Below are 15,009 nucleotides of genomic sequence, written 5' to 3' on the forward strand. Positions count from 1 at the left end.
CTGCCGCACAGGGCGTGCGGTCAGCGGACCTGCTGCGCGACGGGATCGTCGACGCGATCGTGCCCGAGCACCCCGACGCCGCCGACGAGCCCCGGGCGTTCACCGCGCGGCTGTCGGCGTCGATCGCCACCGAGCTGCACCGGCTGCGCACGGTCCCCGCCGAGCGGCGGCTGACCGCACGCCTGGACCGCTACCGCCGCATCGGCCTGCCCTGAGCGATTTCGGCGTGGATGGTCGCGGTTTGCGCGACCGATCACGCCGAAATCCCCAGGATCACAAGGAGTAGCTGCAGCACACACCCGCCGATCGCGATCTTCACCGCCGGGCGTCGGCGGACCAGCAGCGCGACCGCCACCGCGATCGTCGCCAACAGCAGATACAGCCCCAGGTTGGGCATCAGGGTCGGGTCGGCCCGGGTCATCTCCAGCGTGGCCCGCCACAACACCGCCTGCACGATCAGCAGCACCACCGTGCCGGCGAAATCGCGCAGCCGCCAGTTCGCCTTCTCTTCAGTTGCCATCGGTCACACCTCGATCGGGGGATGCAAGCGCTCCATTGTGTACTGGCGATTGCGTCGGGCCGCCCAGGCGCTGGCAGCCAACGACACCGCCAGCAGCCCGACCAGCACCGCGATCGCGACCCACAATCGTGAATCGATACCACCGACCGTCAACTGCCGCAAACCGTTGACGGCGTAGGTCATCGGGTCGAACGGGTGGATGATCTGGAAGGGTTTGGCGGTGGTCTCCACCGGATAGATTCCGCCCGCCGACACCAGCTGCAGCATCAGGAAGGCCAGCGTCACCACCCGGCCCACCGCCACCCCGAACACTGCGTTGAAGGCCTGGATCATCGCCAGGAAGACGCCGGCGACCAGAACCAGGAAGCCGACGGTGGCCAGCGGGTACTTGGCATGCAGCCCGACACCGAAGTGCACCACCGCATACATCACCACCACCTGGCACACCGCGACCAGCAGCCCGGGCCAATAGGACGCCAGCACCACCCGCAGCGCGCCCAGCCCGTTGACGATCGGCCGGGACTGCAGCGGCGTCAGCAACATCCAGATGATCAGCGCGCCGATGAACAGTGCCAGCGGCATGAAGAACGGGGCGAACCCGGTGCCGAAGGTGGCGGCCGGATTGGTGTTGACGAAATCCAGGCCGACCGGTGCGGACATGGTGCGGGCCACCTCGGTGCGCTGCTGCGGCGTCCAGGTCGGGACCATGGTGCTGCCCTGGCGCAACTTGGTCGCGAGCTCCCGGCCGCCGGCCTGCAGCCGGTCGGTGCCGGCGGCCAGCTCGTTGGCCCCAGAGGACAGTTCGGCGCCACCGCCGGCCAGCTGGTCCAGACCGCTGTTCAGGCGCTGCGCACCCGAGTTCAGCTCGTCCACCCCGTCGCGCAACGTGGCGATGTCGTCGCGCAGCCCGCCCTCGAGGGCACGCGCCAGGAACACCCGCAGCGAGCTGCCGGGATCACCGAGTTCGTGCTCCAGGCGGGCGGCGCTGTCGCGCAGCCGGGTCAACCCGGCGTCGGTGGTGGGGTCGATCCCCTGGGCCCGCAGCAGGTGTTGCGCGCCGGCCAGGGCGTGGCCGGCGTCGCGCACCGCCGGATCCGGGTTGGCCTGCAGGAAACCCACGGTCTGGTCGACGATCGCGGCGGCCTGTGCGCTGTTGATGTTGAGGGCGGCGATGCGGTCGGTGGTCGAGCGCACCGCCCCGGACAGATGCTGGGCGGCGATCGCGACCTCGGCGGGATCGAGGTTCAGCCCGCCCACCCGGTCGAGCACGTCGAGCAGCGGATCGGTGGCGGTGTCGATGGCGCCGGCGAGTTGGCGGGTGCCTGCGGCGAGTTGTGCCGAACCGGCACTGGCGGTGTCGAGACCGTTGGACAGCGCGTGGGCGCCGTCGGCGAGCCGCTGCGCACCGTCGTTGGCGGTGGTCAGTCCGGTCGCCAGCTGTTGTGCGCCGTCGGCGGCCTGATCGAGTCCCTTGCCGGCGTCGGTCAGCCCGCCGAGCACCGTGCCGACACTCTGTTCCCCGATCTTGGCGTTGACCTGGTTGAGCACCTCACGGGCGGCGTTCTGCCCGATGACCGACGCCAGGTAGTTGTTGGCGTCGTTGAAGGTGAACCGCAGCTGGGCCTGCTGCGGATCACCGCCCGACGGGGAGGCGATGTTCTCGGAAAAGTCCGGCGGCACGGTGATCGAGAAGTAGTAGTCGCCGTCGGCGACACCCTTGGCGGCGTCGGCGGCCGACATCTCGGTCAGGTCGAGCTGGCCGGAGTCGAGCAGCGCCCGCGCCACCTGATCGCCGGCGTTCACCGGCTGGCCCTGCGCCTGCGCACCGCGGTCCTCGTTGACCAGCGCCACCGGCACCTTGTTGACTTCGGCGAACGGATTCCAGAACGCCCACAGGTACATCGCGCCATAGAGCAGCGGCATCACGATGATGGTGATCAGCGCGATGCGCGGCAGCAGGCCGCGCGAATACCTCTTGAGATCGGTGCCCAGCGACATCCCGGCCAGCACAGCTACTCACCCCCGTTCGGCGACCCGGCCAGTTCGGCCCGTGACGCGTTGCGCACCTCGATGTGGCGCACCGGATGCCCGGTGACACCGTTGACGCTGGCGGTCAGGACGGTCTGCTCGGTGCCGAGCTCGACCAGCCGTCCCACCAGCAGGGCCCGGTGCTCGTCGCTGCTGACCTGCTCGAGGTCGCCGATCACCAGCAGGGCCGGTCTGGCCGTGTTGGCCAGCGCGATGCGCAGCAGCAGCCCGTCGAGTTCACTGAGTTCGTCGACGTACTCGGTCAGCGGCGGCAGCGGCAGCTCCCCGAACACCGGGCCGCACACCCGGGCCAGGTCCGCGTCGTCGGCGCGGCGAATCAGCCGGTACCAGTTGGCGTCCCAGCGCAACTGCTCGGTGATCAGGTCGCGCACCGTGACCGACTCGGCCACCGTGTCGAGTTCGTCGATGCCGGCCAGCGCGCACCGCGTGAAGATGTCGCGGGCGCGGGTCCGGCCGAACACCGTCAGCTCGCCGGTGGCCGGGCGCATCCGGCCGGCCAGCGTCATCAGCAGCGCGGTGCGCCCCGACCCCGGCGGGCACACCAGCACCGTCACGCCGCCGGCGTCGACGTCCAGGTCGATGGGGCCGTACACCGGCCCCCAGGGTCCGCGCATCGTGATGCCCCGCGCGGCGATCGCCGGGGCCGGCTCTGGCTGCGTCACCCGCCAATCCCACCACAACGATGCCGCCGGCACCGGCGTGTCACGGGGGTCAGGCCAGCGCCAGCGCCGCCAGCATCGCCGCGCAGGTCAGCACGTTCAGCGGTAGCCGCAGCAGGCTGCGGCGGGTCCACCGCATCGCGGCGGCCTCGTCGACACCGGCCGGATCGGTGCGCTCGAAGGCCCGCGCCTTGGGGATGAAGTCGACCGCCGACCACACCCGGGTCACCAGGTGAGCGGTCAGCGCCACCAGAACCGCGGCCCGCACGTCGGCGTGCCCCCAGACCAGCACCAGCGTCACCACCAGCAACACCTCGGCCGCGACGTGGGCCGGCAGCCAGAACCGCACCCGCGAGATCCCGCCGTTGCGCGCCTGCACGATGCCCGGCCGCCTCGGCCAGAACGGGTCGACGACCAGGACCTCGTAGATCCGCCCGCCCAGCAGCACGCTGACCGCAAGCGTCGTCGCGGCGATCAGGACGATTGTCGGGGTCCACACGCCTCTCGATTATCCAAATGCCAGGATGTGGCATGGCCCACATTCAGCCGTTCCGGATCGCCGTCCCCGACGAAGACCTGGTCGACCTCGCCGAGCGGCTGCGCCGCACCCGTTGGCCGGAGGCCGAGTGTGTCGACGACTGGAGCCAGGGCATCCCGTTGGCCTACACCCGCGAGCTCGCCGGCTACTGGGCCGGCGAATACGACTGGCGGGCAAGAGAAAAAGCGTTGAACAGGTTCGATCAGTTCGTCACCGACATCGACGGCCTGCCCATCCACTTCATCCACCAGCGCAGCGAGCGGGACGACGCGTTCCCGCTGCTGATCACCCATGGCTGGCCGGGGTCGATCGTCGAATTCCACAAGGTGATCGAACCGCTCAACGCGGCGGGATTCCACGTTGTGTGCCCGTCGCTGCCCGGATACGGATTCTCCGGAAAGCCGACGGCCACCGGGTGGGGTGTCGAGCGCATCGCCGAGGCGTGGGATGAGCTGATGGTCCGGCTCGGCTACCACCGCTACGGCGCGCAGGGCGGCGACTGGGGCGCGGCGGTGACCACCCAGATCGGCCGAAACCAGGGCCACTGCGTGGCCATTCACACCAACATGCCGTTCGGGCGGCCGCCGAAGGACCTGAACGACCCCACCGCCGAGGAGATGGCCGCTCTGGAGCGGCTCGGCTACTACCGGCAGTGGGATTCGGGCTACTCCAAACAGCAGGCCACCCGGCCGCAGACGCTGGGCTACGGCCTGGTCGACTCCCCCGTCGGGCAGCTGGCCTGGATCGTCGAGAAGTTCTGGTCGTGGACCGACTGCGACGGACATCCCGAGAACGTGTTGAGCAGAGACGAGCTGCTCGACAACGTGATGATGTACTGGGCCACCGGCTCGGGTGCGTCCTCGGCTCGGCTGTACTGGGAGAGTTTCGGCGCGTTCGGGCGCGGGGACCGGGTGCTGCTGCCCACCGGGGTCGCGTCGTTCCCGATGGAGGTTCTGCGCGCCCCGCGGCACTGGTACGAATCCAACTACACGATCACCCGGTGGACGACGATGCCGCGCGGCGGCCACTTCGCCGCCTTCGAACAGCCCGAGCTGTTCGTCGAGGACGTGGCAGCGTTCTTCACCGACTACCGCTGAACGCGGTTCCCCAACGGCCGGGTCCGCGCCGGGCCTTGCAGACTGCTTCATGGCGGGTGCGTGCCACGAGATGTGGCCGAGGCGCTGCGCAGGTGACTCTTCACGGTTTCTGGTTTCAGCGATACCCTTTGCGCGGCCCGGACATTTGTGTAGCACAGCGGTACCCGGGCCAGGACGTCGAGCTCTCGCGTGGTGAGCACCGCGGCGCCGGGGTTCACCTTGCCGGGCCGACCGGCTGCAGCGACGGAAATGTTCAGGCGGTCTGATTGCGGCAGAGCCCCTCCAGGGTTCTGCGCTTGTTGTGCACAGCGCGCCCCCGCGTTTAGGTGCGAGGCCGATCGGCAACTAACTTCTTGTGATCTGAATCGAGGATCATCGAAAGATCGAGACTCCCTACGGAGATCCCGAACAATCGAATAGGAGTAGGAATGAAGAGAAAAGCAGTGTCGACGTTCATCGGGTCCGCGGTCGCGATCCCGACAATAGCACTGAGTTTATCGGTTCCAGCCGCGGCAGAGCCGGTACCGGGGGACAACGCAGCTGAAGCGGTTGCCGAACTGAAGTCCAACGGCAATCGGGTGTATGTCGAAAACCTGACAGATGCCCCGCTCGCTGAGGCTCAGGTGGTGTCGATCCTCCCGGGCCCCGACATCCGCGAAACTGTCGAAACGCAAGACCCCTACGCGAACAATGAGGCTCGACAGGACGTGCCGGTCGCCCAGGTCTACTACCTGACCGTGGAGTGACCGGAACCAGTGGGGCCGCCCGAGCTACCGCCGGGCGGCCCATGATTTTCGAATCACTCTGATTCCCAATGAATTCCGCGACGACAGTCCGCGATTCCGTGGAGCTCTGGTCCAGGAGATCGTTTCGATGCCGAAATCGTCACTGTCCCTGCGTTTCCGGACTAACTGGGGAACTGGAAATCCATCGCTTGTAGCGGGCGATGGCCGACAGCGCGCAACGACGCCGTGGCTCATCCGCTGACCGGTCAGGCCAGCGCGTCCTGCCAGGCCTGGTGCAGCGCGGCGTAGCTTCCGTTGGCGGCGACCAGTTCGTCGGGGGAACCGTCCTCGACGATGCGGCCGTGCTCGAGGACCAGCACCCGGTCGGCGATCTGCACGGTCGAGAGCCGGTGCGCGATCACGAGTGCGGTGCGGTCGGCGAGCACGGTCTCCAGGGCCCGCTGCACCATCCGCTCGCTCGGGATGTCCAGCGAGGAGGTGGCCTCGTCGAGGATCAGCACCGCGGGGTCGGCCAGGAAAGCGCGCGCGAACGCGACGAGCTGGCGCTGCCCGGCCGAGAGCCGCCCACCCCGCTTCTCGACGTCGGTGTCGTATCCGTCGGGCAGGGCCTCGATGAAGCGGTCGGCGCCGACGGCCTGCGCGGCGGCGCGGACCTCGGCGTCGGTGGCTTCGGGGCGGCCGAACCGGATGTTGTCGGCGATGGTCCCGCCGAACATGAAGTTCTCCTGGGTGACCATCACGACGTGGCTGCGCAGTTCGGCCTGTTCGAGCCGGCGCAGGTCCACCCCGTCCAGCGTCACCGATCCGGCCACCGGGTCGTAGAACCGGGTCACCAGTTTGGCGATCGTGGTCTTGCCTGCGCCGGTCGTACCGACCAGCGCCACCGTCTGCCCGGCCGGCACCTCCAGATCCAGGCCGGGTAGTACAGGCCTGCCGGGCACATAGTCGAACCGCACCTGCCGCAGCGCGATCTCGCCGCGTACCGAGTCCAGCCGGACGGGCTGTGCGGGATCGTCGATCGCCGGCTTCTGGGCCAGCACGCCGGCCAGCTTCTCCAGCGCCGAGGCCGCCGATTGGAAGGTGTTGAAGAACTGCGAGATCTCCTGCATGGGTTCGAAGAACATCCGCAGGTAGAGCAGGAACGCGGTCAGCGTGCCGATCGTCATCTCGCCGTTCAGCACCCGGTAGCCGCCGTAGAGCAGCACGACTCCGGTGGTGATGTTGCCGACCAGTTTGACGCCCGGCATGAAGATCGCCAGCAGCCGGAACGTGCGCTCGTTGACGACGCGGTAGCGGTCGGCGACGTCTTCGAAGATCTCCTGGTTGCGCGGTTCGCGCCGGTAGGCCTGCACCGCCTTGATGCCGGTCATCGTCTCGACGAACTGCACGATGACCAGCGCAGCGCTCTCCCGGACCTCCCGGTAGGTTTTCGACGACTCGCGGTGGAACCACCGCACCAGCAGCACCAGGATCGGGAACGCGGCCAGGCACATCAAACCCAGCTTCACGTCGAGCACGACGAGCAGCACGGCGGTGCCGGCCAGCGTGAGCACCGCGGTGATCAGGCTGTCGAAGCCGGTTTCGAGCATGTCCTGGATGGCTTCGACGTCGTTGGTCGACCTGCTCACCACCCGCCCCGAGGTGTAGCGGTCGTGGAAGGCGACGTCGAGGCGGCCGAAGTGCCGGAACACCCGCCTGCGCAGCTCCAGCAGCACCCGCTGGCCGACCCGGCCCGCGCGCCGCAGGAAGTACATCCGGCTCGCCGCCTGCACGACGACCACCACGCACAACACGGCCACGATCGTCATCAGCGTGCGCGCCGAGCCGCCGTCGAGCAGCGGCGGGATCCCGTCGTCGATGCCCTTCTGCACCAGCAGCGGAACCGACAGGCGCGCGGCGTTCTGCAGCACGACGACCACCGCCAGCGCGCTGACGGTCCACCGGTAGGGCCGCAGCAGCGCACCCAGCAGCGCCCGCGCCTCGCGCCGTCGCGGCACCGCCTCGTCGATCGGCACGTCGGCCTGCTCGTCGAACCTGCCCCGCCAGCCGGGCGCAGCGGTGCTCATGGCCGTCGCTCCAGGATCTCGCGCTCCAGCACGCTCGCGCCGTCGCCGTTGGAGCGCTCCGGGAGCCGGCGCTCGCCGAGGTCGATCTGCTCCTCGTCGCGAGCCCAGTCGCACTCGCGTTCGGCACCGTCGTCGAGTTCGTCGTCGGCGGCCAGCAGATAGCGGTACTCAGGGACCTCGGCCAGCAGTTGGGCATGGGTGCCGACGTGGGTGATGGTGCCGTTCTGCAGCAATGCGACCCGGTCGGCGAGCAGCACCGTCGACGCGCGGTTGGCCACCACGATGCCGGTGACCGATTCGAGCACGCGGCGCAGCGCTTTCTCGACGACGGCCTCGGTGTGCACGTCCAGCGCCGACAGGGTGTCGTCGAGTACCAGGATCTTCGGCGCGGCCAGGATCGCCCGGGCCAGCGATAGCCGTTGCCGCTGCCCGCCGGACAGGCTCATGCCCTGCTCGCCGATCCGGGTGTCCAGGCCGAACGGCAGGTCGTGGACGAAGTCGGCGGAGGCCACCTCGATAGCCCGGTGCAGGTCTTCGTCGCTGGCTTGCGGGCGGCCCAGTCGCAGGTTCTCGGCCACCGACATCGAGAACAGCGTCGGATCCTCGAACGCCGTGGCCACCGCCTGGCGCAGCGCGTCCAGGGACAGCTCGCGGATGTCCTGGGAGTCGACGCGGATCTGCCCCTCGGTGACGTCGTAGAGCCGGGAGAGCAACCCGACCAGCACCGACTTCCCCGAGCCCGTCGCCCCGACCAGTGCCAGCGTCTCCCCGGGTTCGACGGTGGCGTTGACGTGACGCAGCGCCCATTCACCGGCCGGCTCACCGGCCGCCGACTCCGGGAACCGGAAGCCGACGTCGACGAGTTCGAGCCGCCCGCCGCGCGGGGTCTCGTCGCGCGGGCCGTCGGTGATATCCCGGGGTGCGTCGAAGATCTCGCTGATGCGGTTGGCGGCGGTGAACGACTCCTGGGTCATCGACAGCAGGAAGCCCAGCGAGGCGATCGGCCACACCAGCGACAACATCATCGTGATGAAGGCGACCAGGGTGCCCAGCGTGACGTAGCCGTGCCCGGCGGCGTAGGCACCGAAACCGAGGACGACGATCAGCGTCAGGTTGGGGATGATCTCGAGCAGCGTCCAGAACTTGGCCGACACCGACACACGGCGCAGCTGGGTGTCGTAGAGGTCGGTGAGTTGATCGTCGAATCGCCGGTAGACGTAGTCCTCACGGCCGAAGGACTTGATGACGCGCAGCCCCAGCGCGGACTCCTCGACGTGGGTGGCGACGTGGCCGGCCTGGTCCTGGGCCAGCCGCGACAACCGGGTGTACTCCTGCTGGAAGTGCAGCACGGTCAGCGTGATCGGCACGATCGAGACGGCCACCACGACCCCGAGCGGCCAGTACATCGCCAGCAGGATCGCGGTGACGACGGTGATCTGCAGGATGTTGAGCAACAGGAAGGTCAGCCCGAACGACATGAACCGGCGAATCGTGCCCAGGTCGTTCATGATCCGCGACAGCAGCTGCCCGGACTGCCAGCCCCCGTGGAACGACATCGGCAGGATCTGCAGTCGCGCGTAGAGGTCCTTGCGGATGTCGGCCTCGACACCCATCGTCGCCCGCGACACCAGCCAGCGGCGGATGAACCACAGCACCGCCTCGGTGATCCCGACGCCCATCGCGGCGGCACCGAGCAGCCAGAGGCCCTGCTGGTCCTGGTTGCGGACCGGCCCGTCGATCACGGCCTTGGTCATCAGCGGGATCGACACCGTGGCGCCGAGGCTGGCCAGCGCGGTGAGGAGCATCGCGATCCAGCGCACCCGGTAGGGCATCAGGTACGGCAACATCCGCCACAGGTCGGAGCTGGGGCGTGCTCGTCGCGGCGGCGGTGCGATCGCGGGCGCCTTGTTCAGCGCGGTAGGCCGGTCGTCAACCACTTAGAAGATCTTCCCATTGTCCGCAAGCGGTTAACGCGGCCGCCGAAATCGCATTCCGGCAGCGGAAGTGCGAGTGCGGGCCTGCCGGAATGCCGTTTCGGCGGAACGTGACCATCGTGAACACCGTAGAACCTGAACAACGATTGAGGTCAACTGCTTCCCGGCGGGTAACTGCGCAGGTCAGACGATGCTGAAATACCCCAGTACCGCCGAGACGGCCACCACCAGCAACGGATTGACCTTGGTCAACACGAAGATCCCCACACACACCGCGGTCAGCAGGTACGCGCGCCAATCATGGTCGGCGGCCCGGCTCATCACCAGCGACGTGGCCAGGATCAGGCCGACGGTCATCGGCGCGAAGCCCTTCTCGACGGCGATGCGCCACTTCGACTGTTCGGCACGTTGCCAGAACTGCGTCACGACGAGCACCACGCTGGCCGCCGGGATGATCATCGCCGCGGTGGCGATCACGCCGCCGAGGATCGCGCCCGGCACGCCGCCATGCTGCAGCCCGGCGCCGTATCCGATCAACGTGACAATGAGGATGCTGGGCCCGGGCGCGGCCTGTGAGACCGAGAACACGTCGGCGAACTGCCTGCCGTCCAGCCAGTGGTAGTCGTTCACCGCTCGCGCGTGCATTTCGGGCAACACCACGTTGCCGCCGCCGATCGACATCAGCGACAGCGACCCGAACAGCAAGACGAGCTCGAGATAGGTGCTCACGTCGCGGGATCTCCGGAGTCCTCGGAGGACCCGGATGCCGCGGCCCTCGGCCCGCGCGGCCAGGCCCAGAGCAGGCCGAGCGGGGCGACGATGCCCAACACCGCGATCAGCGGCAGCCGCACCACGCCGCTGAGCACGAAGGCCAGCGCGAACAGCGCCACCGGCACCACACCGGTCAGACAGACGCGTCCGGTCTTGATGACCATCGTGAAGGTCAGCGCGACGGCCGCCGAGGACGCGCCGTGCAGTGCCCCGTCGACGGCGGGCAGCTCCTTGAAACCGAAGTAGAAGTAAGCCGCCACCAGCATCAGCGTCACCGGCACGCACACCAGGCCGAAGATGGCGGCGACCGCACCCATCCAGCCCCGCAGCTTGGTCCCGGCGAAGACGGCCAGGTTGACCTGGTTGGCGCCGGGCAGGATCCGGCACATCGTCATCGCCGAGAGGAATTCCTTCTCCGCGATCCAGCCCTTCTCGACGACCAGCACCTCACGGGACCACGCCGACAGCCCGCCGCCGAACGAGGCGAGCGCGATGTGGTTGAAGGCCAGCGCCAGCCGGACGAGCGGGACGCGGGGTGGCGGGTCACTCATGCATCAGCTCCGGGTCATGAGGGAAATCGTTCTCGGCGGGCTGGGTGGGGTCCAGCGGGTCCGGGGCGTGATACCGCTTGGAGGACTTCCAGTCGTAGCGGAACACGTTGCGCAGCCGGTCCACGAGCGCCGGGTCGTCGAGTACCACCCCCAGTTCCCGGCGCAGGTCGAACGCGCTGCGGTCGATGTTCATCGAACCCACCAGGGCCCGGGTCCGGTCGACGATGACGAGCTTGGCGTGGGCCCGCAGGTTGCGCTGCTTGCGCACCTTGACACCGAACCTGCGCAGCGTACGCAACGACGCGAACGTGTCCAGCACGTCGTCGTCGCTGATGCCGTGCCGCCCGCCGCACAGCACCCGAACCTTGGCTCCGCGCGCCGCCGCCGCGACGATCCGGTCGAGGATGACCGCGTCGACGTACTTGGGGTGCTGGACCTCGAGCCGCTCGGTCGCGGTGTCCATGAACTGAGCCATGGCGATGCGGGAGTTCGAGTTGCTCCACAGCAAGCCGGTGTCCTGCACGGGAACCCAGTCGTGGTGCTGCCAGTCGGCCTCGAACCCCTCGATGATCTGCGCCACCTGGGCCGGGTCGGTGGTCACCACACCGAAATCACGGGTGCGGGTGAAGTACTTGGTGCACAGGTTGAAGGTGGCGATCAGCGCGGCGTGCGAATCGGCCACCATCGACTTCTCGTGGGTGACGTAGAAGGCCGGATTGGACCACGCCACCTCGACACCCGCCTCGGCCAGGCGCGCGTAGGTTTCGTCGTTGGCCCGGTCACCGCGCGACTTCACCGGGTTGAGCATCACCCGCACCTCGACGCCGGCCTCGCGGCGGGCGATCACCGCCTTGATCAAATCCTCGTCGGTGAAGGTGAACTGCTTGATCCGCAACGTCTCGTGCGCCGAGGCGATGAAGTCGAGGACGGGGTCGAGTCCGTCGTCCGGCTCCACGACGAGCTGAGGCGTCATCGGCGGCGTCATAGCCCGGGACCGTAACAGCCGCAGGTTACCGCCGCCTGACACTGCGACGCTGACACGTAAACCCGGTCGGCTCGGGCCCCGCATCCCCCGACCGACCGGACCCATCAGGCAAGATTGGGGACATGGACAGTGGTGTGGGCTCACCGCGGGTGCTCGTCGTCGACGACGATCCGGACGTCCTGGCCTCGCTGGAGCGCGGCCTGCGGCTGTCCGGATTCGAGGTCTTCACCGCCGTCGACGGCGCCGAGGCCCTGCGCAGCGCGACCGAGACCCGACCCGATGCGATCGTGCTCGATATCAACATGCCGGTGCTCGACGGTGTTTCGGTGGTGACGGCGCTGCGGGCGATGGACAACGACGTGCCGGTATGCGTGCTCTCGGCACGCTCCTCGGTCGACGACCGGGTCGCGGGCCTGGAGGCCGGCGCGGATGACTACCTGGTCAAGCCGTTCGTACTGGCCGAACTCGTGGCGCGGGTCAAGGCGCTGCTGCGCCGGCGCGGTTCCACCGCGACGTTCTCCTCGGAGACCATCACCGTCGGCCCGCTGGAGGTCGACATCCCGGGGCGGCGGGCGCGGGTCGACGGCGCGGACGTCGACCTGACCAAACGTGAGTTCGACCTGCTGGCCGTGCTCGCCGAACACAAGACGGCGGTGTTGTCGCGCGCCCAGCTGCTCGAGCTGGTCTGGGGATACGACTTCGCCGCCGACACCAACGTGGTCGACGTCTTCATCGGCTATCTGCGGCGCAAGCTCGAAGCCGGGGGTGCGCCCCGGCTGCTGCACACCGTCCGCGGCGTGGGGTTCGTGCTCAGGCAGCAGTGAACCCGGCGGCGGACAGACACGGGAAGGACGGGGACACCTCGTGGCGCTGACCCGGATCTTCCGCCGCACACCGTCGCTGCGCACCCGGGTCGCGTTCGCCACCGCGGTCGCAGCGACGATCGTCGTCGGGATCGTCGGCACGGTGGTCTGGGTCGGTATCACCGGTGACCGCAAGGAACGCCTGGACCGCAGGCTCGACGAGGCCGCCGGCTTCGCCATTCCGTTCCTGCCGCTGGGACTCGATGAGATCCCGCCCTCACCCAACGATCAAGACGCCGTGATCACGGTGCGCCGCGACGACGGTCAGGTGACGTCGAACTCCCGAGTGGTGCTGCCCGAGCTGGAGCCGGGGTACGCCGACACCTACGTCGACGGGGTGCGCTACCGGGTCCGCACCGTGGAGCTCTCGGCGCCCGAGCCGATGTCGGTCGCGGTCGGCGCCACCTACGACGCGACGATCGCCGACACCCGCAACCTGCACCGGCGGGTGTTGATCATCTGCACCCTGGCCGTGGCCGCCGGATCGTTGGGCGGCTGGCTGCTGGCCGCGTTCGCGGTGCGCCCGTTCAAGCGGCTGGCCCAGCAGACCCGCCAGATCGACGCCGGTGACAAGCCCCCCGACATCGACATTCGCGGCGCCACCGAGGCCGTCGAGATCGCCGACGCGCTGAAGGGGACCCTGGAACGGATCTGGGAGGAACAGGGCCGCACCAAGGCCGCGCTGACCTCGGCACGGGACTTCGCGTCGGTGTCGGCCCACGAGCTGCGCACCCCGCTGACGGCCATGCGGACCAACCTCGAGGTGCTCGCGACGCTGGACCTCGCCGAAGAGCAACGCAAGGAGGTGGTCGGCGACGTGATCCGCACCCAGAGCCGGATCGAGGCCACCCTCGGTGCGTTGGAGCGGCTGGCGCAGGGCGAACTGTCCACCTCCGATGACCACGTACCGGTGGACATCACCGAGTTGCTCGACCGTGCCGCCCACGATGCGATGCGCGTCTACCCGGACCTGGAGGTGTCGCTGGCACCCGCGCCGACGGTGATCATCGTCGGGCTGCCGACCGGGCTGCGGCTGGCAGTCGACAACGCGATCGCCAACGCCGTCAAACACGGCGGTGCCGGGCGGGTGCAGCTGTCGGCGGTCAGTTCCCGTGCCGGTGTCGAGATCGCGATCGACGACGACGGCGTCGGGGTGCCCGAGGGGGAACGCACGGTGGTCTTCAACCGATTCTCCCGAGGCTCCACCGCATCGCACTCCGGCTCGGGCCTGGGCCTGGCCCTGGTCGCCCAGCAGGCTGAGTTGCACGGCGGCACAGCCTCGTTGGAGGCAAGCCCGCTGGGCGGCGCCCGGCTGCTGCTGCGGCTGCCCGGCCCGAGCTGACCCCCCCGGCCGCACCGCGCTGCCGCGGTTCGGCAAAGCGACCCCGGGCGGGTGTCGCAATGACTACGCTCACGTGACATCGAACGTTGTCATATTCAAACGTCACGGGTGCCACGCAAGGGAGAGGTCGGGGATGACGGGCGTCGAGCGACCGGGAAACCGTCGACCGGTCGGAGCGGTCCACTACGGGATCGCGGCGATCACGCTCTGGGTGGGGCTGGCCGCCGCGCCCGTGCCCGGCGTCGCCTGGGCCGACTCCACCCCCGCCGCCGGCCGGGATTCGACCTCCGCCGGCCCGGCCGCCGGAACCTCTGACCGGACCGAATCCACCGATCCCGCCACACCGGACAACGGCCGGGATGCGGCACCGTCCGCGCGCCCCGACACCGCGGACGGCCCGCGCGAACCCGGGACCACCCGGGGCCGCGGCGCGGATCCGAGCCCCGACACCGAGACCGACATCGACATCGACATCGACATCGACGAGGTTGCCGAGACCGACGAGGTTGCCGAGACCGACGAGGTTGCCGAGACCGACGAGGTCACAAAGGTCGAGGACGAGGTCGTGGCCGGCGACACGTCCGACGATCCCGACCGGGATGTGACCGAGTCGGCGCTCGAGGACGGCGCTGCCGCACCGGCCGCGGCCGCACCGCAGACCGGCGAACGGGAGCCTGATCCGATTCGGGTGGGCCGCGACCAGTCGCCGGCGGTCGCGCCCTACCGGGTCACCCGCAACGCCGTGGCCCCGGCGAAGAACCCGGGCCACCCGGCACGCCTGGATTCGGCGGTGACGGCACCGGTCGCGGCGTTCGATCCGGCCGGCATCGAGGGGGCGAACGCGCGAAGCCTGGGCACGCCCTCGGCGCCCGACCCGGCGGACAGCGC

The 15,009-nt window shown here is 69.1% G+C and carries 13 protein-coding genes and 3 pseudogenes; 6 read left to right on the top strand and 10 right to left on the bottom strand.

The genetic code is table 11. The annotated features are described in order from the left end of the window. Nucleotides 1-215, top strand: a pseudogene (locus ACXAID_RS21840) (acetyl-CoA carboxyl transferase); the annotation flags it as partial. Between the two features lie 38 nt (nt 216-253). On the opposite strand, the gene ACXAID_RS21845 reads toward ACXAID_RS21840, so the two are convergent. From ACXAID_RS21845 to ACXAID_RS21860, 4 genes are all read right to left on the bottom strand, one after another. Further along, nucleotides 254-520 carry a hypothetical protein gene (locus tag ACXAID_RS21845; protein ID WP_475024287.1) on the bottom strand — a complete coding sequence of 89 codons (267 nt, stop codon included), beginning with the start codon at nt 518-520 and terminating at the stop codon, nt 254-256. 3 nt (nt 521-523) lie between these two features. Further along, nucleotides 524-2,518: a YhgE/Pip family protein gene (locus ACXAID_RS21850; protein WP_475024297.1), complete on the bottom strand. Its 1,995-nt coding sequence runs from the start codon at nt 2,516-2,518 to the stop codon at nt 524-526. A gap of 14 nt (nt 2,519-2,532) precedes the next feature. Continuing rightward, nucleotides 2,533-3,183, bottom strand: coding sequence for an ATP-binding cassette domain-containing protein (locus ACXAID_RS21855; RefSeq protein WP_475024298.1), 651 nt, complete (start codon nt 3,181-3,183; stop codon nt 2,533-2,535). 97 nt (nt 3,184-3,280) lie between these two features. After that, nucleotides 3,281-3,727 (bottom strand): hypothetical protein, encoded by a 447-nt coding sequence (locus tag ACXAID_RS21860; RefSeq protein WP_475024288.1) that lies wholly within the window; start codon nt 3,725-3,727, stop codon nt 3,281-3,283. 32 nt (nt 3,728-3,759) lie between these two features. Here ACXAID_RS21860 and ACXAID_RS21865 point away from each other — a divergent pair, with 32 nt between their 5' ends. Further along, nucleotides 3,760-4,863: an epoxide hydrolase family protein gene (locus ACXAID_RS21865; protein WP_475024289.1), complete on the top strand. Its 1,104-nt coding sequence runs from the start codon at nt 3,760-3,762 to the stop codon at nt 4,861-4,863. Here the strand turns inward: ACXAID_RS21865 and ACXAID_RS21870 are convergent. Continuing rightward, nucleotides 4,847-5,075, bottom strand: a pseudogene (locus ACXAID_RS21870) (LuxR C-terminal-related transcriptional regulator); the annotation flags it as partial. The gene ACXAID_RS21865 and the pseudogene ACXAID_RS21870 overlap by 17 nt on opposite strands. Before the next feature lie 216 nt (nt 5,076-5,291). Here ACXAID_RS21870 and ACXAID_RS21875 point away from each other — a divergent pair. Further along, the gene (locus ACXAID_RS21875) at nt 5,292-5,609 is read left to right on the top strand and encodes a hypothetical protein (RefSeq protein ID WP_475024290.1); all 318 of its coding nucleotides are present in this window, start codon (nt 5,292-5,294) and stop codon (nt 5,607-5,609) included. Nucleotides 5,610-5,854: 245 nt separating this feature from the next. Here ACXAID_RS21875 and ACXAID_RS21880 read toward each other — a convergent pair whose 3' ends face one another. From ACXAID_RS21880 to ACXAID_RS21900, 5 genes are all read right to left on the bottom strand, one after another. Then, a complete protein-coding gene (locus ACXAID_RS21880) occupies nt 5,855-7,675 on the bottom strand; it encodes an ABC transporter ATP-binding protein (RefSeq protein WP_475024291.1) in 1,821 nt (606 codons plus the stop codon). Next, complete coding sequence (locus tag ACXAID_RS21885; protein ID WP_475024292.1) at nt 7,672-9,612, bottom strand: ABC transporter ATP-binding protein; 1,941 nt, start codon at nt 9,610-9,612, stop codon at nt 7,672-7,674. The genes ACXAID_RS21880 and ACXAID_RS21885 overlap by 4 nt, the downstream gene beginning before the upstream one ends. A 180-nt stretch (nt 9,613-9,792) precedes the next feature. After that, nucleotides 9,793-10,338: a chromate transporter gene (locus tag ACXAID_RS21890; protein ID WP_475024293.1), complete on the bottom strand. Its 546-nt coding sequence runs from the start codon at nt 10,336-10,338 to the stop codon at nt 9,793-9,795. Next, entirely contained in the window at nt 10,335-10,931 is a 597-nt protein-coding gene (locus ACXAID_RS21895; protein WP_475024294.1) for a chromate transporter, read from the bottom strand. Before ACXAID_RS21895 ends, ACXAID_RS21890 begins: the two co-directional genes overlap by 4 nt. After that, nucleotides 10,924-11,904: a phospholipase D-like domain-containing protein gene (locus ACXAID_RS21900; protein ID WP_475024295.1), complete on the bottom strand. Its 981-nt coding sequence runs from the start codon at nt 11,902-11,904 to the stop codon at nt 10,924-10,926. Before ACXAID_RS21900 ends, ACXAID_RS21895 begins: the two co-directional genes overlap by 8 nt. A gap of 125 nt (nt 11,905-12,029) precedes the next feature. Here ACXAID_RS21900 and prrA point away from each other — a divergent pair, with 125 nt between their 5' ends. The 3 genes and pseudogenes from prrA to ACXAID_RS21915 all read left to right on the top strand — a co-directional run. Continuing rightward, entirely contained in the window at nt 12,030-12,740 is a 711-nt protein-coding gene (gene prrA, locus ACXAID_RS21905; RefSeq protein WP_475024299.1) for a two-component system response regulator PrrA, read from the top strand. 40 nt (nt 12,741-12,780) lie between these two features. Then, nucleotides 12,781-14,121, top strand: a complete 1,341-nt coding sequence (locus tag ACXAID_RS21910; RefSeq protein ID WP_475024296.1) for a HAMP domain-containing sensor histidine kinase — start codon at nt 12,781-12,783, stop codon at nt 14,119-14,121. A 133-nt stretch (nt 14,122-14,254) separates the two neighbouring features. Continuing rightward, nucleotides 14,255-15,009: pseudogene (locus ACXAID_RS21915) on the top strand (hypothetical protein); the annotation flags it as partial.

The organism is Mycobacterium sp. ABE4_509 (genome assembly GCF_056160785.1).